This is a genomic window from Variovorax sp. CCNWLW225 (genome assembly GCF_037204045.1).
Taxonomy (GTDB): domain Bacteria; phylum Pseudomonadota; class Gammaproteobacteria; order Burkholderiales; family Burkholderiaceae_C; genus Variovorax.
Genome location: NZ_JBBCBV010000002.1, coordinates 429,833 through 446,797, shown reverse-complemented (window position 1 = coordinate 446,797; position 16,965 = coordinate 429,833). Strand labels below are relative to the sequence as shown.

General features: G+C 65.9%; 21 protein-coding genes. 13 read left to right on the top strand and 8 right to left on the bottom strand.

What is annotated here, in order from left to right; translation table 11 throughout:
• Positions 1-9 precede the first annotated feature (9 nt).
• Positions 10-975, top strand: a complete 966-nt coding sequence (locus tag V9L20_RS06705) for a hypothetical protein (RefSeq protein ID WP_337295971.1) — start codon at positions 10-12, stop codon at positions 973-975.
• A 69-nt stretch (positions 976-1,044) separates the two neighbouring features.
• On the top strand, positions 1,045-1,248 hold the full coding sequence (locus V9L20_RS06700) for a hypothetical protein (RefSeq protein ID WP_126747299.1): 204 nt from the start codon (positions 1,045-1,047) through the stop codon (positions 1,246-1,248).
• Between the two features lie 76 nt (positions 1,249-1,324).
• Here V9L20_RS06700 and V9L20_RS06695 read toward each other — a convergent pair whose 3' ends face one another.
• Positions 1,325-2,005 (bottom strand): arylesterase, encoded by a 681-nt coding sequence (locus tag V9L20_RS06695; protein ID WP_337295970.1) that lies wholly within the window; start codon positions 2,003-2,005, stop codon positions 1,325-1,327.
• Here V9L20_RS06695 and V9L20_RS06690 point away from each other — a divergent pair.
• Genes V9L20_RS06690 through rlmB form a run of 3 tightly spaced genes read left to right on the top strand, consistent with a single transcriptional unit; the run spans position 2,004 to position 4,483 of the window.
• Positions 2,004-2,726: an ABC transporter ATP-binding protein gene (locus V9L20_RS06690; protein WP_126747300.1), complete on the top strand. Its 723-nt coding sequence runs from the start codon at positions 2,004-2,006 to the stop codon at positions 2,724-2,726. The two genes, V9L20_RS06695 and V9L20_RS06690, sit on opposite strands and share 2 nt — an antisense overlap.
• Positions 2,723-3,703 carry a hypothetical protein gene (locus tag V9L20_RS06685; RefSeq protein ID WP_337295969.1) on the top strand — a complete coding sequence of 327 codons (981 nt, stop codon included), beginning with the start codon at positions 2,723-2,725 and terminating at the stop codon, positions 3,701-3,703. The genes V9L20_RS06690 and V9L20_RS06685 overlap by 4 nt, the downstream gene beginning before the upstream one ends.
• Before the next feature lie 33 nt (positions 3,704-3,736).
• Entirely contained in the window at positions 3,737-4,483 is a 747-nt protein-coding gene (gene rlmB, locus V9L20_RS06680; RefSeq protein ID WP_258505868.1) for a 23S rRNA (guanosine(2251)-2'-O)-methyltransferase RlmB, read from the top strand.
• A gap of 232 nt (positions 4,484-4,715) precedes the next feature.
• Here the strand turns inward: rlmB and V9L20_RS06675 are convergent, their stop codons facing one another.
• Together V9L20_RS06675 and V9L20_RS06670 are read right to left on the bottom strand one after the other, a co-directional pair.
• Entirely contained in the window at positions 4,716-4,886 is a 171-nt protein-coding gene (locus tag V9L20_RS06675; protein ID WP_148110631.1) for a SoxR reducing system RseC family protein, read from the bottom strand.
• A gap of 121 nt (positions 4,887-5,007) precedes the next feature.
• Complete coding sequence (locus tag V9L20_RS06670) at positions 5,008-5,595, bottom strand: helix-turn-helix domain-containing protein (protein WP_337295968.1); 588 nt, start codon at positions 5,593-5,595, stop codon at positions 5,008-5,010.
• A gap of 70 nt (positions 5,596-5,665) precedes the next feature.
• Here V9L20_RS06670 and V9L20_RS06665 point away from each other — a divergent pair, with 70 nt between their 5' ends.
• Entirely contained in the window at positions 5,666-6,187 is a 522-nt protein-coding gene (locus V9L20_RS06665) for a GNAT family N-acetyltransferase (RefSeq protein ID WP_337295967.1), read from the top strand.
• 14 nt (positions 6,188-6,201) lie between these two features.
• On the opposite strand, the gene V9L20_RS06660 is transcribed toward V9L20_RS06665, so the two are convergent.
• From V9L20_RS06660 to V9L20_RS06650, 3 genes are all read right to left on the bottom strand, one after another.
• Positions 6,202-7,167 carry an aldo/keto reductase gene (locus tag V9L20_RS06660; RefSeq protein WP_337295966.1) on the bottom strand — a complete coding sequence of 322 codons (966 nt, stop codon included), beginning with the start codon at positions 7,165-7,167 and terminating at the stop codon, positions 6,202-6,204.
• Between the two features lie 27 nt (positions 7,168-7,194).
• Positions 7,195-7,803, bottom strand: coding sequence for a chromate transporter (locus V9L20_RS06655; RefSeq protein ID WP_337295965.1), 609 nt, complete (start codon positions 7,801-7,803; stop codon positions 7,195-7,197).
• A gap of 79 nt (positions 7,804-7,882) precedes the next feature.
• Positions 7,883-8,473 carry a chromate transporter gene (locus tag V9L20_RS06650; protein WP_258505872.1) on the bottom strand — a complete coding sequence of 197 codons (591 nt, stop codon included), beginning with the start codon at positions 8,471-8,473 and terminating at the stop codon, positions 7,883-7,885.
• Between the two features lie 82 nt (positions 8,474-8,555).
• Here V9L20_RS06650 and V9L20_RS06645 point away from each other — a divergent pair, with 82 nt between their 5' ends.
• Positions 8,556-9,473: a YihY/virulence factor BrkB family protein gene (locus V9L20_RS06645; protein ID WP_258505873.1), complete on the top strand. Its 918-nt coding sequence runs from the start codon at positions 8,556-8,558 to the stop codon at positions 9,471-9,473.
• On the opposite strand, the gene V9L20_RS06640 is transcribed toward V9L20_RS06645, so the two are convergent.
• Complete coding sequence (locus tag V9L20_RS06640; RefSeq protein WP_337295964.1) at positions 9,470-10,021, bottom strand: DUF924 family protein; 552 nt, start codon at positions 10,019-10,021, stop codon at positions 9,470-9,472. The two genes, V9L20_RS06645 and V9L20_RS06640, sit on opposite strands and share 4 nt — an antisense overlap.
• A 125-nt stretch (positions 10,022-10,146) precedes the next feature.
• On the opposite strand from V9L20_RS06640, the gene V9L20_RS06635 reads away from it, so the two are divergent.
• From V9L20_RS06635 to V9L20_RS06610, 6 genes are all read left to right on the top strand, one after another.
• On the top strand, positions 10,147-10,596 hold the full coding sequence (locus V9L20_RS06635) for a CHRD domain-containing protein (protein ID WP_337295963.1): 450 nt from the start codon (positions 10,147-10,149) through the stop codon (positions 10,594-10,596).
• A 51-nt stretch (positions 10,597-10,647) separates the two neighbouring features.
• Entirely contained in the window at positions 10,648-11,856 is a 1,209-nt protein-coding gene (locus V9L20_RS06630; RefSeq protein ID WP_337295962.1) for a patatin-like phospholipase family protein, read from the top strand.
• An 84-nt stretch (positions 11,857-11,940) separates the two neighbouring features.
• Positions 11,941-12,723 carry a 3-hydroxybutyrate dehydrogenase gene (locus V9L20_RS06625; RefSeq protein WP_258505876.1) on the top strand — a complete coding sequence of 261 codons (783 nt, stop codon included), beginning with the start codon at positions 11,941-11,943 and terminating at the stop codon, positions 12,721-12,723.
• A gap of 125 nt (positions 12,724-12,848) precedes the next feature.
• Positions 12,849-13,871 carry a tripartite tricarboxylate transporter substrate binding protein gene (locus tag V9L20_RS06620; RefSeq protein ID WP_337295961.1) on the top strand — a complete coding sequence of 341 codons (1,023 nt, stop codon included), beginning with the start codon at positions 12,849-12,851 and terminating at the stop codon, positions 13,869-13,871.
• A 43-nt stretch (positions 13,872-13,914) separates the two neighbouring features.
• Positions 13,915-14,388 (top strand): tripartite tricarboxylate transporter TctB family protein, encoded by a 474-nt coding sequence (locus V9L20_RS06615; RefSeq protein WP_258505879.1) that lies wholly within the window; start codon positions 13,915-13,917, stop codon positions 14,386-14,388.
• Positions 14,389-14,403: 15 nt separating this feature from the next.
• The gene (locus V9L20_RS06610; protein WP_337295960.1) at positions 14,404-15,912 is read left to right on the top strand and encodes a tripartite tricarboxylate transporter permease; all 1,509 of its coding nucleotides are present in this window, start codon (positions 14,404-14,406) and stop codon (positions 15,910-15,912) included.
• Here V9L20_RS06610 and V9L20_RS06605 read toward each other — a convergent pair.
• On the bottom strand, positions 15,899-16,855 hold the full coding sequence (locus tag V9L20_RS06605) for a bifunctional helix-turn-helix transcriptional regulator/GNAT family N-acetyltransferase (protein WP_337295959.1): 957 nt from the start codon (positions 16,853-16,855) through the stop codon (positions 15,899-15,901). The two genes, V9L20_RS06610 and V9L20_RS06605, sit on opposite strands and share 14 nt — an antisense overlap.
• Between the last annotated feature and the right edge of the window lie 110 nt (positions 16,856-16,965).

Genomic DNA, 16,965 nt, shown 5'->3' with positions numbered 1-16,965 from the left:
CCCAGGCGCATGGCAAGAAAGAATCGCAAGAGCCAGTCCATCGCCGCGCCGGCCGCCCGCGGCATGGCGCCGGCACGCGCAGCGGATGCCCATGTCGCCGTGCCGCGCGTGCTCGAGGTTCCCGCGAACGTGCTGGAAGCGCTCGCGCGTGATGGAGCGGTGGAGGGTGTGCCGGACCTCGTCGCCACGCGGCTCCTGCTGGGCGGCTTGGTGGCGCTTTTTGCGCTGATGGCGCTCTCCTTTGCCGCCGCGGTGGTGCTGCAGGACGACTGGTCGAACTTGCACGGCAACGAGGGGATCGTCGCGCTGGCCGTGCTCGCGCTTCTCGCCGGTCTGGGCGGCGGCCTCTGGTATCTGCTGCGGCAGTTTGCGCACGTGGGCCAGGGCTCGATCCGGATCGACGCCGACGGCATGCGCTGGGGCAATCCGGCGTCGCCGCAGGCGGTGGCCTGGCGCGAGGTCTGCCGCGTGCGCACCGGCCTGCAGGATGTGAAAACCGAATTCATTTCGAGCGATGCGATCGTCAAGCGGCTGGTCTTCCAGCGGGCTGCGGGCGGTGGTGAAACCATGGATGTGAGGCTGCCCTTGGCGCTGACCATGGACGCCCCGCGCGTGCTGCGCTTTCGCAACCGCGCCGCGCTCCTGCGGGCGCTGCTGCTGCGGCTCGCCACCCGGCCCCGGCCTCGGCTGCGCTTTGCCGCTGAGGTGTTCATCGACGCCGGCATCGATCCTCAGACCTGGGAGCCCATGCTGGCACCTAGGCGGTGGATGTGGTTTTCGTCCCTTGCCGCGCTGCTGCCGGTACTGGCCGTGTTTCTGGTCTGGCCGCTGGGCGAACACGTCGGCTGGATGATTGCGGTCCTTGTCCTGGCAATGCTGGCCGGCGCCGGTGCCATGGGCTGGTTCATGGACCAGCGCTATCCAGGTTTGCAAGGTGTGTTCGAGTTCGAAACACCCGCCGGCCCCGCGCCTTGAGACTGCACCGTTATCGCTTACAGTAGGCTACGCACAGTCACCGTGACTGTCTCGCCTCAAGGAGAAGCAGTGGCAACACCAAATTACGGCTACGAAAAGCGCCAGAAGGAGCTGGCCAAGAAGAAGAAAAAGGAAGAGAAGCTCCGCGAGAAGGCCAATCGCAAGCTCTCTCCAAGCAGCGAAGGACTCGCCCCGGGCGACCCGGAAACCGACGTGGCATCGCTCGAGCGCGACCCGCCGACGGTGCCCGAGTTGCCGACCAAGAACGGTTGATTCACCGATCGACGCTTTCGAAAAAAAGCCGCTGCAAGCCCTAAGGCCTGCAGCGGCTTTTTTGTTTGTGCCGGGCCTATTTGGCAGCGAGCAGCTTGCGCAGTTCCGGCCACACGTTCTCTAGCAACTGGGGCTGTGCCGCGGCCGTGGGATGAATGCGGTCGGCCTGGAAGAGCGCAAGCGCATCGGGGGCATCGGCCACGCCCTTGAGAAGAAAGGGCACCAGTGCCGCCTTGGTGGCGCTGGCCACCTTGCCGAACACCGCTTCGAAGCGCCGCGTGTAGTCGCCGCCGTAGTTGGGCGGCACCTGGATGCCGACGATCAGCACCTTGGCTCCGGCCGCCTGCGCCGCCTTGGTGATCTGCAGCAGGTTTTCCTCGGTGTTCTGAAGCGGCAGGCCGCGCAGCGCGTCGTTGGCGCCAAGCTCCACCACCACGTGGCTGGGCTTGTGCTGCGTCAGCAGCGAGGCAAAGCGAGCGCGGCCGCCCGAGCTGGTGTCGCCGCTGATGCTGGCGTTGACCACCGTGGCCGGGATCTTTTGCTCGGCAAGCCGCTTCTCAAGCAGGGGCACCCAGCCTTCGCCGCGCTTCAGGCCGTATTCGGCGCTCAGCGAATCGCCGAGCACCAGAATCACCGGTTTGCGAGGCGGCGCAGCCTGCGCGGTCTGGGCGTGCGCCGTTGCCGATGCCCCTGCAATGCCGGATGCGGCGGCGGTCAAGATAAAGTCACGTCGATTCAAAACGAAAAGCCTTTCCATGTCCCAACTCCCGTCTGAAGCCATTGTCGCCGTCGAGCACGTGTTCAAGTCCGTTACAGACTCGACCGGTACGCTGGACATTCTGCAGGACATCGATTTCACCCTGGGCGCGCGGGAAACCGCCGCCATCGTGGGGGCTTCGGGCTCCGGCAAGAGTACCTTGCTGTCGATCATCGCGGGGCTGGACACGCCCACGCGCGGCACCGTCAAGCTCGCGGGCGACGACATCTTTGCCATCGACGAAGACGCGCGCGCCGCTCTCAGGGCCCAACGCGTGGGTTTCGTCTTTCAGAGCTTCCAGTTGCTCGGCAACCTGAGCGCACTCGAAAACGTGATGCTGCCGCTGGAGCTGGCCGGCCGCAAGGACGCGCGCAAGGCCGCCACAGAGATGCTCGGACGGGTCGGGCTCGGGCAGCGGCTCGGCCACTATCCCAAGGTGCTTTCGGGCGGCGAACAGCAGCGCGTGGCGCTGGCCAGGGCCTTTGTGGTCCAGCCGGCCCTGCTGCTGGCCGACGAGCCCACCGGCAGCCTCGACTTTGCGACGGGCGAGCAGGTGATGCGGCTGATGTTCGACCTGAACCGCGAACTCGGCACCACGCTCGTGCTCGTTACCCACGACCGCGGCATTGCGGCACAGTGCGAGCGCCGCATCACCATCGAAGCGGGGCGCATGGCGCTCAATGAGTCGAAGCCTGTGCTGGTGGCCTCGCTCGAGGCATGATCGTTCCGCAGTTCTGGGCCGAAGGCCGAATTCAGGAGCGGGTCGCGGGCAAGCAGATCACCGTGCGGCGCTACGGCTGGTCCGACGACAGCCCGATTGCCGCGCAGGCGCATGCCGACCAGCGCACGCAGGAAGCCTTCGAGCGCATCGCCCGTGGCGAGCAGCTCGACCGCCGCGAGCGCAAGCTGGCCTACAACGGCGCCCACGGCGTGCCCATCCGCGAGGAAATCGTCGAGCGGCAGGGCGACACCGTCATTACCCGCAACAGCTACGGCGCGCGCTGCCTCAACACGCCCGATGTGCTGTTCGTGGACATCGACTTCGACGAGCCGCTGCGAGGCAGCGTGTTCGGCTTTGCGCTGGCGCCTGCGCTGATTGCGGGCGTTGTCGGCGGATGGGCCGCCAAGACGTGGCTGGGCGGCCTGATTGCGGCTCTGGTGGTCTTCATCGTTGCCTACCGCATCGGCCTGGCCAGGAAGCGCGGCGAGGCCAGCAGCAACCCCTCGCCCGAAAAGCGCGCTGCCGAGCGTATCGGGCGCTTCGTGTATCAAAACCCGGACTGGCACCTGCGCCTTTACCGCACCCCGGCCGGCTTTCGCGTGCTGGCGATGCACGACGTCTTCAGCCCGGCCGACCCGGCGGTGGCCGAGTGCTTTGAAGCGCTGGGCGTCGACAAGACCTATGCGCGCATGTGCCGCAACCAGAACTGCTTTCGCGCCCGGTTGAGCGCCAAGCCCTGGCGCATCGGCATCGGCGAACACATGCGGCCGCAGCCGGGTGTCTGGCCCGTGTCGCCCGAGAAGCTGCCGGTGCGCGACGCCTGGGTGGCGCGCTACGAAAAAGCCGCCGAAAGCCATGCCGCGTGCCAATATCTGGAAAGCGCTGGCAACAGCGATCGGGTGCATCCGAACGCGCTGGCCGTGCAGGAACTGCACGACGAAAAAACCCGGGCGCACAGCGGATTGCCGATTGCCTGAAAGGCAGGGCGCGCGGCCCTCGATAATCAGGGGATGTCTTCCCCTAAAGTGATCTTCGGCTTCCATGCCGTGGGCGTGCGCATCAAGACCGCGCCCAAATCGGTGCTCGAAGTGATGTTCGACACCAGCCGGCGCGATGCGCGCATGAAACAGTTCATTGCGCGTGCGCAGGAAGCCGGCGTGAGGCTGGTCGAGGCGGATGGCCTGCGCCTTGCCAAGCTCAGCGGCAGCCACGGCCACCAGGGCGTGGTGGCGCGGGTCGAACCCATCGCGCAGGTCCGCTCGCTCGACGAACTGCTCGAGGGCCTCGAAGAAGCCGGCACCGTGCCCCTTCTGCTCGTGCTCGACGGGGTGACCGACCCCCACAACCTGGGCGCCTGCCTGCGCGTGGCCGACGGCGCCGGGGCGCATGCGGTCATCGCCCCCAAGGACCATGCGGCCGGCATCAACGCCACCGTGGCCAAGGTGGCGAGCGGTGCCGCCGAAACCGTGCCGTATTTCATGGTGACCAACCTGGCGCGCACGTTGAACGAGCTCAAGGAACGCAACATCTGGTGCGTGGGCACCAGCGACGATGCGCCCGGCACCCTCTACCAGAGCGACTTCAAGCGGCCCCTGGCGCTGGTGCTCGGCGCCGAAGGCGAGGGCATGCGCCAGCTCACCCGCAAGACCTGCGACGAGCTCGTGAGCATTCCGATGGCCGGAGCGGTCGAAAGCCTGAACGTCTCGGTGGCCAGCGGCGTGTGCCTCTACGAGGCGATGCGCCAGCGCGGCACCTGAGGCCGATTGCTCGGCTGGAGGTGATCGAACCCCTGTTCGGCCACCATCAGCGGGGCAGCCGTGCAACAACGGGAGAAGAGGCGTCGCCGAGACGGCGAAGGACGTGAGGCGGAGATGGGCGAGCTGACTTGCAGGGATACGCACCGCGACCTGCGATGCGCACACGAAGTCAGCTACGCCATGCGCGTGCGGCGTGAAGCCTGTGTGGAATGGGCTGCAGCCAGCATCGAACTCAGGAAGGGTCTTTGCTGCGCGTGCGTCCCACGGCGCTGAAGATGCCGATGCCCAGGATGATCAGCGCGCCAATGCCGATGTAGAGCGTGGGCACGCCGGCGACCGATGCGCCCCAGGCGAGACCACCCAGGAAAATCAGAAAACCGATCATGTAGAGCACAAAAGACATGCTTGTTTCCCCGAAACTGTGATGCCTTGCAGTATCCCGGCCAGTGCCGGAGCCGGCACAGGCCTTCGTCGCCAGTCGCTGTGGGAACTTGCCTACTACTTCTGGGCGGGCCGGCGCCGGCTTACGGGGGCGATGCAACCAGCAGGTAGCGGCAGCCAGTGCGGCCAAGCGCCTTGAAGACCAAGGGGCGGTCCACGCCAAAATCCAGGCAATCGCCCTCGGCCAGTTCGAAACGCTCGTCGCCATAGTCCACTCGCAGCGCGCCTTCGAGCATCCAGAGGCACTGGCGATACGGCTTGCCGCTCCATCGCGGATAGCCGACCTGCGCCGAGCGCGGCAGTTCGATCTCCACCATCTCCACGCCGCCGTTTGCACCGCGCTCGGCAATCTGGCGGCGCAAATAGCCGGCCTCGGGGTCGCGCCAGACCTCCTGCTGCGCCCGGGCGCGTAGCCGGCGCGGCGAGCCCTTGTCTTCGGTCAGCAGCTGCGCAAGCGGCACGCCCAGTCCCGCGGCAAGCCGGCCCAGCAACACGGCGGTCGGGCTGCTTTCCGCACGCTCGACTTTCGAGATCATCGCCTTGCTGACGCCTGAAAGACTGGCCAGCTCCGCAAGGCTCAGCCCCTTGGCCTGGCGCAGCCCAAGAAGCCGGCCGGCGATGAGCGAGTCGATGTCGGCGGGTTCGTCGGGCGGAGAAGAATTGTTTCTCATATGAGACTATTATTCTCCTATATTAGACAAAACTACCCCACACGTCGCCGCCAGTTCGAAAGGAACCCACATGCGCCTGATTACCTGCACCGAAGAAGCCCACGCGGGCGCGATCCTCGCCATCCTCAACGAAGCCATCGTCAATTCGACCGCGCTGTACGACTACAAGCCGCGCACGCCCGAGAGCATGGTTGCGTGGTTCGCCACCAAGCGCGCCAACGGTTTTCCCGTGATCGGCGTGGAAGACGAGAGCGGCAAGCTGCTGGGCTTTGCAAGCTACGGCGCGTTCAGGGCCTTTCCGGCCTACAAGTACACGGTGGAGCACTCGGTGTATGTCGAGGCCGGGCACCGCGGCGCGGGCCTCGGCCGCACGCTCATGGAGGCGATCATTGCAGAGGCGGCGGCACGCGATGTGCATGTGATGGTCGGCGCCATCGATGCTGCGAACGCCGGCAGCATCGGCCTGCACGAACGGCTGGGCTTCGAACATGCTGGCACGGTTCGGCAGGCCGGGTTCAAGTTCGGCCGCTGGCTCGACGTAGCCTTTTATCAGCGGATTCTCTCGACGCCGCTGAATCCGGTCGACGGGTAGGCAGGCCCCCGGTGTCAGGCCGGGGTTTCTTCGCTGGCACGGTCCAGCATCTGGATGGTGCCGGCGTCCAGCTTGAGCTGGGTGGCCACGACCAGTTCTTCCAGCTGGGCAATCGAAGTTGCGCTGGCAATGGGCGCCGTGACCGAAGGCCGAGCGATCTGCCATGCGATGGCGACCTGCCCCGGCTTGGCGTTGTACTGCTGGGCCACCTTGTCCAGCGCCTCGAGAATGCGCAGCCCGCGCGGGTTCAGGTACTTCTTGGTGGTATTGGCACCGCGAGCGCTCTTCGAGGCGTCGGCCTCGGTGCGGTACTTGCCGGTCAGAAAACCGGCCGCCAGCGCATAAAAGTTGATGACGCCCACTTCGCGCTTCACGCACAGCGGTTCCAGTTCGTCCTCGAACACTGCGCGGTCGTACAGGTTGTACAGCGGCTGCAGGCTTTCGTAGCGCGCAATGCCAAGCCGCTCGGATATATCGAGCGCTTCGGCCAGCCGCGGCGCGCTGTAGTTCGAGGCACCGATGGCACGCACCTTGCCGGCCTTGATCAGCTCGTCGAAAGCGCCCAGTGAATCCTCCAGCGGCGTGGCGGTATCGTCGTCGTGCGCCTGGTACAGGTCGATGAAGTCCGTCTGCAGGCGCTTGAGCGAAGCCTCCACCGCTTCGCGGATGTACGTAGGCGACAGGCCCGACTTGCCTTCACCCATGGGCTTGCCGACCTTGGTGGCCAGCACCACGCGGTTGCGCTTGCCGCTCTGCTTGAGCCACTTGCCGATGATGGTTTCGGACTCACCGCCGGTATGGCCCGGCACCCAGCTCGAATAGACGTCGGCCGTGTCGATGAAGTTGAAGCCCGCATCCAGCCAGGCGTCCAGCAGGCGGAACGAGGTGGCTTCGTCCACCGTCCAGCCGAACACGTTGCCGCCGAAGGCGAGCGGTGAAACCAGGAGGCCCGAGCGGCCCAGCGAGCGAAGTTGCGACATGAATTTCTTCCCTAAAAAGAGCGAGGATCAGACAAAACCGATGGCGCCGAGCAGCGCGCCCGCGCCGAGCAGCCACAGCAAATGAATGCGCGTGCGCCACACGACAAGGGTTGCCGCCGCGCTCAGCAGCCACAGATGCCAGGCGGGCGCGTCGCCCGAATGATTGCCCGCTGCGAGCACCCAGCCGGTGGCAATCAACAGGCCCACCACCACCGGCGCCATGCCCTGCTTGAAGGCGCGCACGCCGCGCTTGTCGCGGTTGCGGTGGCCCCAGCGGGTGGCAAGATAGGTGAGGGTGGTGCTCGGCAGCATGATGCCGACCATGGTGATCGAAAGCCCGAGAAAGCCGAGCAGCCAGGCGCTCGGCCCGGCGCCGATGCCGCCGCCCGCATTGAGGCCGACGTTCCAGCCCATGAGCGCGACAAAAAGCACGTTGGGCCCAGGCGCTGCCTGGGCTATGGCCACCGACGAGCTGAACTGCGCTTCAGTGAGCCAGCCGTGCTGCGCAACCAGGTAGCGGTGCATGTCGGGCACCGTGGTGATGGCGCCGCTGATCGACAGCAGCGACAGCAACAGGTATTGGCCGAAGAGTGCAAGCCAGTCGTGCCACTGCATCGCGATCGTGACAGGGCTCATGTGGCCCCCACGCTCGGCACTGGCGTGTGCTCGCTGCCCCCCGAGGGGGCGCTCGCACCTTGGGGCGGTCCGGCGGTGCTCATGGCGCAATCCTCCGCCAGGTCCACGCACAGGCCACGCCGCCCACCGCCAGCAGCACCCAGCCGAGCGGAATCTTCAGTACCGCGATGGCGCCGAACACCAGTGCCACGAACACCAGGCAGGCGGCAAAGCCCAGCGGGTGCTTGCGCAGCTGCGGAATCAGCTTGATGCCGGTGGCGGCAATCAGCCCGCCTGACACCGCGCCCATGCCGCGCAGTGCGCCCGCCACCTGCGGGTTGCCGGCGTAGTGCGCGTACAGCACGGCCAGCATCAGGATGACGACGAGCGGTATTGCGAGCATGCCGGCCACGGCGGCGATGGCGCCGCGCAGTCCGAAATACCGGTCGCCGATCATCAGCGCAAGGTTGACCACGTTGGGGCCCGGCATCACCTGGGCCACGGCCCAGTCTTCCAGAAACTGCTCGGGCGTGAGCCAGCGCTTTTTCTCGACCATTTCGCGCTGGACGATAGCCAGCACGCCGCCGAATCCCTGCAGCGCAAGCCAGGTGAATGAAACAAAAAGGTCGCGTGGCGACTTCGGTTGCGGAGGGTCGGATGGCGCCGCCGCGCCTGAGGGAGACGGATGCATGTGGAGCGATTATCGTAGTCCTACCTGCAACACGCCGGGCAGCGGGCTGACATGCCGTTGTGTCATTCAAAAGGGAGACTTCATGATCATGCAGATGCGAGCGCTGTTCGAACTGTGCAAAGAGGCCGTGGCCTCATGGTCGAACGACTATGCCCCGAGCATGGGGGCCGCGCTGGCCTACTACACGGTGTTTTCCATTGCGCCGCTGCTGCTGATCGTGATCGCCGTGGCGGGCCTGGTGTTCGGGCAGGAGGCCGCGCGAGGCGAAATCTTCCTGCAGCTTGCGGGCCTCATGGGCGAGCAGGGCGCGGCCGCGGTGCAAAGCATGCTGCAGGCGGTCAACAAGCCGGCCGAAGGCATCGTGGCCACGGTGGCCGGCATCGGCCTGCTGGTGATTGGCGCGACCACCGTCTTCGGCGAACTGCAGGACGCGCTCGACCGCATCTGGCGCGCACCGGCCCGCGCAAAGAACAAGGGGCTCTTCAACTTGCTGCGCGTGCGCCTGCTGTCGTTCAGCATGATCATGGGCATCGGCTTTCTGCTCATGGTGTCGCTGGTGGCGAGCGCGGCGCTGGCTGCGCTCAGCAAGTGGTGGTCGCCGGTGTTCGGCGCCTGGGCGACGCTGGCGCAAGCGGTGAATTTCGTCTTCAGCTTTGCAATGGTGACGGTGATCTTCGCGATGATCTACAAGATCATGCCGCGGGCCAAGGTGCAATGGCGCGACGTGTGGGTGGGCGCCGCGGTCACGGCGCTGCTCTTCACCGTGGGCAAGCATCTCATCGGCCTGTACATCGGCAAGAGCAGCGTGGCCTCCGGATATGGCGCCGCGGGCTCGCTGGTGGTGGTGCTGGTGTGGGTGTACTACTCGGCGCAGATTTTTCTTCTGGGCGCCGAGTTCACCTGGGTGTATGCCAAGACTTACGGCTCGCTCAAGAACGCCAGGGACAGCGCCAGCGCGAATCCTTCGCCCACCCGGTCGGAGCCGCTGCCCCAGCGCTAGCCGGCAAAGCCGCCTTCGTCGAGAAAGCGCTGTTCCTCGGCGCTGCTGGTGCGCCCGAGCAGCTTGTTGCGGTGCGGAAAGCGGCCGAAGCGCGCAATGATGTCGCGGTGCAATACCGCAAAGCGCTGCGTGTTGGCATCGAGCGCCGCATTGAGCTCGACCGAACGCTCCTGGTCGGCCAGCGATTCGGAGTGCATGAAGGGCAGGTAGAAAAAGCGCCGCAGCGCTTCGTCCACCTTCAGGTCGAGGCCTGCCTCGATCGCCTTGCGGGCCACCGCCAGCGCCTTGGCGTCCGTAGCGAGTATGCGCGCGTTGCCGCGCCAGGTGTTTCGCGGGAACTGGTCCAGCAGCACCATCAGCGCAAGCGCGCCCTCGGCGTCGTTCGCCCAATCGTCGAGCTGGCCGAGAGCTGCGGCTTCGTGCGCAGAGAGAAAGCGCCCGCCGAATTCGGCATCGAAGGCATCGTTCTTGGCAAACCATCGGTCGGGTCCGGCGCTGCGCCAGAAGTCGACCACATCACGGGCGGTGGGAAGGTTGGCAGGGTTCATCGCCGCATTCTCTTTCAGCCTGGGGCGCCGCACCGGCGGCCCTGAAAGTCGCGGTGGTGGCCGACATCGGCTCGGGCCGGGGCTGCCTATGCTGAAGCGGTTTCATAACTCAGGAGATAAAGCTCATGAACCGATATGGCACTCTTTTGCGCGCAACCCTCATCGCCGGCGCAGCCAGCGCTGCGCTGGCCGGCTGCGGGATGATGTCGAAGTCGAACGTCGCGAGCTTCAGCGGCACCATGAACGCCGCCAGCGAAGTGCCGCCCAACATGACGCGCGGCAGCGGCCTGGCTGAAGCCTGGCTGAACAGGGACACCAATGTCCTGAAATACAAGATCACCTACAGCGGCCTCAGCGGCCCGGCCACCGCCGGCCACTTCCACGGACCCGCGGCAGCGGGTGCCAATGCAGGCGTGGTGCTGCCCTTTGCCAGGACGGAGAGCCCGATCGAAGGCCAGGCCACGCTCACGCCGGCACAGGCCGCCGACCTGCTTGCAGGCAAGTGGTACGCCAACATCCACACGGCGGCCAATCCGGCGGGTGAGATCCGGGGACAGATGCTGCCCAAGATGTAAGGGCGACTGCGGTCAGCTTGCAGTCGCGGGGCTGGTGTCAAATGACACCATATGACGACGAAGAAGCCCCGGAAGCCTCGCACGGCAAGCAAGAAGACCCTGAGCCCGTTCGCAGCGCCCCGCGAAGACATGCGCTCCGCGCGCAAGGCGCTGGTGCTGCAGGGCGGAGGCGCCCTCGGCGCCTACCAGGCCGGCGTTTATGCCGCGCTCAGCGAGACCGACCTGCAGCCGCACTGGATTGCCGGCGTCTCGATCGGCGCCATCAACGCCGCGCTGATCGCGGGCAACGCGCCCGACAAGCGGGTCGACAGGCTGCGGGAGTTCTGGCACCTGGTGTCTTCCGGGCCGGCGCAGCGTCTGCCGGCATGGCTGGGCGACCGCGCCGCGCAGAACCAGTGGAGCGCCTCCATGGCGATGCTGGTCGGCATTCCGGGTTTCTTCGAGCCGCGCTATTCGCCCGCATTGTTGATGGGGGCCGCGGCACCGCTCCTGAGCTACTACGACACCACGCCGCTCAAGCTCACGCTCGAGCGTCTGATCGATTTCGACCGCATCAATGCGTGCGAGGCGCGCTTCAGCGTGGGCGCGGTCGATGTGCGCACCGGCAACTCGGTGTACTTCGACAACACGCGCCAGCGCATCGGCCCGGAGCACATCATGGCCAGCGGCGCGCTGCCGCCGGGCTTTGCGCCGGTGACCATCGACGGCGACGATTACTGGGACGGCGGCATCGTCTCGAACACGCCGCTGCAATACGTGCTCGACATTCACCCGCGCTCCGAGCCGCTGGTGGTGCTGCAGGTCGACCTTTTCAATGCGCGCGGCGAGATGCCGCGCACGCTTTCCGGCGTGCTGGAGCGCCAGAAGGACATCACCTATTCAAGCCGCACCCGCATGAACACCGATGCGCTGGCCGCCAACCTGAACCTGCAGCAGGCCATTGCGGACCTGATCTCCAAGCTGCCCGCGAACCTGCGCAACGACCCCTCGGTGCTTGCGGTGCAGGCCGAGCTCACGCACCACCCGATCGACATCTTTCACCTGATCTACCGCGACAAGCCCTATGAGGCCGAATCGAAGGACTACGAGTTCTCGCGCGCCGCGGTCGAAGAGCATTGGGAAGCCGGCGCGCGCGACATGCGGCGAACCCTGGCGCACCCCGAAACGCTGCGCAGCGATGCCACGGTGAACGGCGTGACCACCTTCGACCTCGGCGAGCCGGGTGTGGGGCGCATCAAGCGGCCCGGGCTCTCCCGCTGATGCAAGGCGCCGCTCGCGTGCTCGCCTGAATCCCGCAGTTCCGTTTTCTTTCTTTTTCTTCTTTCAACCTCAAGGACGTTCACCATGCAACTCAAGGACAAGGTCGCCTACATCACCGGTTCGGCCAGCGGCATCGGCAAGGAGATTGCCGTTCTGTTTGCGCGCGAAGGCGCCAAGGTCGTCATTGCAGACCTCAACAAGCAAGCGGCCGAGGCTACGGCTGCCGAGCTCAAGGCCGCCGGCGCGCAGGCCATCGGTGTGGCGGTGGACGTGACGAGCGAAGAGCAGGTCAACGCTTCGGTCGAAGAAGCGGCCAAGGCCTTCGGCGGCATCGACATTCTCATCAGCAATGCCGGCGTGCAGATCGTGCACCCGGTCGATGAGTTCAGCTTTGCCGACTGGAAGAAGATGCTCGCCATTCACCTGGACGGCGCCTTCCTCACCACCAAGGCCTGCCTCAAGCACATGTACGCCCAGGGCCGCGGCGGCAGCGTGATCTACATGGGCTCGGTGCATTCGAAGGAAGCTTCGCTGCTGAAGGCACCGTACGTCACGGCCAAGCACGGCCTCATCGGCCTGGCCAAGACCGTTGCGAAGGAAGGTGCCAAGCACGGCGTGCGCGCCAACGTGATCTGCCCGGGTTTTGTGCGCACGGCGCTCGTTGAAAAGCAGATTCCGGAGCAGGCCAAGACGCTGGGCATCACCGAAGAGCAGGTCATCAAGAACGTGATGCTCAAGGAAACCGTCGACGGCGAGTTCACCACCACCGAAGACGTCGCCCGCGTGGCGCTGCTGTTCGCGGCCTTTCCGACCAATGCGCTGACCGGGCAATCGCTGGTGGTGAGCCACGGCTGGTTCATGCAGTAACCAAATCACGCCGCCGGGTGCGGCACACGATGGTTCACCCTAATGTCTCCGGCGAGTGAACTGTGCGAAAAATCGCATGGCCATTCAAACGTCATACCAATGACCTTCGCCAGGAGACAACAACCATGCGTGTCAGTTCGTCCCGTGACAGTTCGTCCAATTTCTTTTCGCGCCGCTCCTTCGTTGCCCATGCCGCGGGCGTTGCGGCCGGGCTTGCCATGTTTGCAGCGGCGGCTCCCGCAGCCGCGCAGGCTTATCCGAGCCGCCCGGTTACGCTGATCGTTCCCTGGGGCGCCGGCGGCGGTACCGATGCCACGGCGCGCATCATTGCGAGTCTGCTCGAAAAAGAACTGGGCCAGCCGTTCACCGTGGTGAACCGCACCGGGGGCAACGGCGTGGTGGGCCATTCCGCCATTGCCGCCGCACCGCCCGATGGCTACACCATCGGCATGGCCACCGTCGAGATCGGCATGATGCATTGGCAGGGGCTCACGCAACTGACCAGCACGTCGTACACCCCTATCGGCCTTGCCAACCTCGATCCGGCCGGCATCCAGGTTCGCGCCGATGCGCCCTACAAGACCGTGGCCGAATTGCTCGCAGCCATCAAGGCCAGCCCCGGCAAGCTGAAGGCATCGGGCACCGGGCAGGGCGGCATCTGGCACCTAGCCATTGCGGGCCTCTTGCGCGACCAGAAGATCGATCCCGCGGCCGTACCCTGGGTGCCGAGCAACGGCGCTGCGCCAGGGCTGCAGGACGTGGTGGCCGGCGGCGTCGACATCGCGCCGGTCTCGCTGCCCGAGGCGCGCTCGCTCATCGACGCCGGCAAGGTCAAGAGCCTTGCAATCATGAGCGACAAGCCTTCGGCGCTGTACCCGAATGTGCCCACGCTCAAGGCGTCCATCGGCAGCGACTGGTCGATGGCGGCCTGGCGCGGCATCGTCGCGCCCAAGGGCCTTCCGGCCGACGTGCGCGACAAGCTCGCGGGCGCGCTCAAGAAAGTGGTAGCGAGCAAGGAGTACACCGACTTCATGGCCTCGCGCGGCTTTGGCGTGATCTATGCGGGCCCCGAGGACTTTGCCGCCTACATGGCCAAGTCCGACGCCGAACTCGGCGCAACCATGAAGGCCGTGGGTATCGTCAAGTGAGCGCCGCGCGGCGTGCATGCGCGCCCGGCAAGCGGGCAGCGCAATGAAGTTCAACGACGCGGTCTTCGGCTTGATTCTGCTGGTGCTCGGCGCGTTGGTGCTGGCCGTGGTGCGCAGCTATCCGGGCATACCGGGCCAGCAGGTCGGGCCGGCGCTTTTCCCTGGGCTGATTGCCATCGGCCTATGCGTCTGCGGCCTCATGCTGCTGGTCAAGGGCTGGCGCGAACGCCAGGCCGTGGCCTGGATGCGGCTCGGCGACTGGGCCGCTTCGCCGCGCCACGTGCTGTCGGCCGCGCTGGTCATCGGCTCGGTGCTGTTCTACATGTTCGCCTCGGAGCGGCTGGGCTTCCTGCTGACCGCTTCTGTCTCGCTGCTGGCACTGATGCTTGCCATGCGCGTGCCGGCGGGCCGCGCGGTGCTCATTGCGCTGGTTGCCTCGCTGCTCATCCATGCCGCGTTCTACAAGCTGTTGCGCGTTCCTCTTCCCTGGGGCGTGCTGACGCCCATTGCCTGGTAACCGGGGCCTCTACTCATGTCGGCAGCACTCTTGCAGGCTTTCTCGATGGTCTTCGAGCCCTACACCCTCCTTGTGATGGTGCTGGCCTCGCTCTATGGCCTGTTCGTTGGCGCGGTACCGGGGTTGTCGGCCACCATGGCGGTTGCGCTGCTGGTGCCGGTCACTTTTTTCATGCCGCCCATTCCCGCCATCGCGGCCATGGTGACGGCCACCGCCATGGCCATCTTCTCGGGCGACATTCCCGGCTGCCTGCTGCGCATCCCGGGCACGCCCGCATCCGCCGCCTATACCGACGAAGCCTTCGCGATGACGCGCAAGGGCATGGCCGAAACCGCGCTGGGCGCGGGGCTGGTGTTCTCCGCCGTGGGTGGGCTCTTCGGCACCGTGGTGCTCATCGTGGCGGCGCCTGCGCTGGCCGACTTTGCGCTCAACTTCAGTTCGTTCGAGTACTTCTGGCTCGTGCTGCTGGGTCTGACCTGCGCGGTGTTCATCACTTCGGACCGGCCGCTCAAGGGCATGGTCACGCTGCTGCTCGGCCTGCTGGTGGCCTGCGTGGGGCTCGGCAACCCGGCGGGCTTTCCGCGCTTTACCTTCGGCAATGCCGAGATGACGGGCGGCATCGGCATGATCCCGATGATGATCGGCATGTTCGCCATCTCGGAGGTGATCCGCTTCGCGGTCGACACGCTGCCGCCCGGCGAGATCGTGGTCGAGAAAGTGGGCCGCGTGCTCTCGGGCCAATGGGCGCTGGCCAAGAAGTACCCCGTGCAGATATTGCGCGGCAGCGTGCTGGGTACGGCGGTGGGCGCGCTGCCGGGCGCGGGCGCCGACATCGCGGCATGGATGTCGTACGCCATGAGCAAGAAATTTTCGAAGGAGCCCGAGAAGTTCGGCACGGGCCATGTCGAAGGTATTGTCGAATCGGGTTCGGCCAACAACAGCGCGCTGGCCGGCGCGTGGATTCCGGCGCTGGTGTTCGGCATTCCGGGCGACTCGATCACCGCCATCGTGATCGGCGTGCTCTACATGAAGAACCTCAACCCGGGCCCGACGCTCTTCACCACCAACCCGCAGAACATCTATGCGGTGTTCATGCTGTTCATCATTGCCAACATCATCATGATTCCGCTCGGCATCCTGTGCATCAAGGTGGCCAAGCGCATCTTGCGGGTGCCGCGCAACGTGCTGATGCCGCTGATCCTGCTGTTCTGCATCGTCGGCGCATTCGCCATCAACAACTCGCTGTTCGACGTGGGCGTGATGCTCGCGGCCGGCATCGTGGCCTACCTGCTCGAGGAGAACGGTTTTCCGATTGCGCCCGCCATTCTGGGCGTGGTGCTCGGCGGCATGCTCGAAGAGAACTTCATCACCTCGATGATCAAGTCCGGCGGCAACCTGGCGGGCTTCGTGTCGCGGCCCATTGCCGCTTCGCTGGCCGCGGTGGTTGTGCTGGTGTGGCTCGCACCCCTGCTTCGAAAGCTGTGGGTCAGGGGGCGGCGAACCGCTTCGTCTACTGCAGCTTGAGCGACCAGGTCTCGCCCACGAGCTGCTGGCCGAAGCCTTCATAGGGCTCGGACTTGTCCAGCTTGAAACCGCGCTTGGCGTAGATGGCACGGGCGGCCTCCAGGCAGCTGTTGGTCCAAAGCACCATCTTCCTGTAGCCCTTGGCGCGTGCGAAGGCGATGCATTCGTCGGTAAGCCGGCCGCCAAGCCCCAGGCCGCGTGCAGACGGCGCGAGCAAAAGCAGCCGCAGCTGGGCCGTGGTGGCCGATTTGCGCACCACGAAGATCGCGCCCACCCGCTCGCCGTCGAGCTCCGCAATCCAGCACTTCTCCCATGCCGGTTGAAACTTGCGGACGAACTGAGCCACGATTTCGGCCACCAACGCCTCGAACTCGCTGTTCCAGCCGTACTCGCGCGCATACAGCTCGCCGTGCTGCTGCACCACCCAGCCCATGTCGCCGGGCAACGGGTCGCGCAGCACGACGGTGCGGGTGCGCGCCGCAGGGGCGGTGGCCGGATCGAGCAGGCGCTCGATGCGCGCCATGGCATCGACCACCTGCTGGCGGTCGTGCGGCGGCAACGGGGAGAGCAGGGCGGCCGCCTCGTCGCGCGACTTTTGTTGCAGCGGCGCAAATGCGGCGTGGCCGGCTTCGGTAAGGCGCAGCACGCTTTGCCGCGCGTCGCGGGCGTGGGGCTGGCGCGTGAGCCAGCCTTCGGCTTCGAAGCGGCGCAGGATGCGGCTCAGGTAGCCGGCGTCCAGCCGCAGGTCGCGGCCGATCTCGCTTGCCACGGGCGTTGGCCGGTGGGCCAGCTCGTACAGCACGCGAACGTCGGTCAGCGACATGTCGCTGCCAAGGTACGGATCGAGCACGCCGATTCGGCTCGTATAGAAGCGGTTGAACTGCCGGATCGCCTTGACGGCGGCGGTATCGGGAGTGGCCAGGGTGCTCGACATGGTTGCCATTGTCATATTGATAGTTGACTTTGGCAACTAATAAAAGGCCTTGCCGCAGTCACGCCAAAGCGACCGGACGCGACAGAAGTGATGGAAAACCCTAAAATCGTGGGTTGCCC

Coding starts and splice junctions, on each gene's coding strand:
- V9L20_RS06645 (WP_258505873.1), top strand. CDS start 8,556: ATGATCATGCAGATGCGAGCGCTGTTCGAACTGTGCAAAGAGGCCGTG.
- V9L20_RS06610 (WP_337295960.1), top strand. CDS start 14,404: ATGTCGGCAGCACTCTTGCAGGCTTTCTCGATGGTCTTCGAGCCCTAC.
- V9L20_RS06615 (WP_258505879.1), top strand. CDS start 13,915: ATGAAGTTCAACGACGCGGTCTTCGGCTTGATTCTGCTGGTGCTCGGC.
- V9L20_RS06705 (WP_337295971.1), top strand. CDS start 10: ATGGCAAGAAAGAATCGCAAGAGCCAGTCCATCGCCGCGCCGGCCGCC.
- V9L20_RS06660 (WP_337295966.1), bottom strand. CDS start 7,167: ATGTCGCAACTTCGCTCGCTGGGCCGCTCGGGCCTCCTGGTTTCACCG.
- V9L20_RS06635 (WP_337295963.1), top strand. CDS start 10,147: ATGAACCGATATGGCACTCTTTTGCGCGCAACCCTCATCGCCGGCGCA.
- V9L20_RS06620 (WP_337295961.1), top strand. CDS start 12,849: ATGCGTGTCAGTTCGTCCCGTGACAGTTCGTCCAATTTCTTTTCGCGC.
- V9L20_RS06630 (WP_337295962.1), top strand. CDS start 10,648: ATGACGACGAAGAAGCCCCGGAAGCCTCGCACGGCAAGCAAGAAGACC.
- V9L20_RS06665 (WP_337295967.1), top strand. CDS start 5,666: ATGCGCCTGATTACCTGCACCGAAGAAGCCCACGCGGGCGCGATCCTC.
- V9L20_RS06655 (WP_337295965.1), bottom strand. CDS start 7,803: ATGAGCCCTGTCACGATCGCGATGCAGTGGCACGACTGGCTTGCACTC.
- V9L20_RS06685 (WP_337295969.1), top strand. CDS start 2,723: ATGATCGTTCCGCAGTTCTGGGCCGAAGGCCGAATTCAGGAGCGGGTC.
- V9L20_RS06640 (WP_337295964.1), bottom strand. CDS start 10,021: ATGAACCCTGCCAACCTTCCCACCGCCCGTGATGTGGTCGACTTCTGG.
- V9L20_RS06605 (WP_337295959.1), bottom strand. CDS start 16,855: ATGGCAACCATGTCGAGCACCCTGGCCACTCCCGATACCGCCGCCGTC.
- V9L20_RS06690 (WP_126747300.1), top strand. CDS start 2,004: ATGTCCCAACTCCCGTCTGAAGCCATTGTCGCCGTCGAGCACGTGTTC.
- V9L20_RS06670 (WP_337295968.1), bottom strand. CDS start 5,595: ATGAGAAACAATTCTTCTCCGCCCGACGAACCCGCCGACATCGACTCG.
- V9L20_RS06695 (WP_337295970.1), bottom strand. CDS start 2,005: ATGGAAAGGCTTTTCGTTTTGAATCGACGTGACTTTATCTTGACCGCC.
- V9L20_RS06625 (WP_258505876.1), top strand. CDS start 11,941: ATGCAACTCAAGGACAAGGTCGCCTACATCACCGGTTCGGCCAGCGGC.
- V9L20_RS06650 (WP_258505872.1), bottom strand. CDS start 8,473: ATGCATCCGTCTCCCTCAGGCGCGGCGGCGCCATCCGACCCTCCGCAA.
- rlmB (WP_258505868.1), top strand. CDS start 3,737: ATGTCTTCCCCTAAAGTGATCTTCGGCTTCCATGCCGTGGGCGTGCGC.
- V9L20_RS06675 (WP_148110631.1), bottom strand. CDS start 4,886: ATGTCTTTTGTGCTCTACATGATCGGTTTTCTGATTTTCCTGGGTGGT.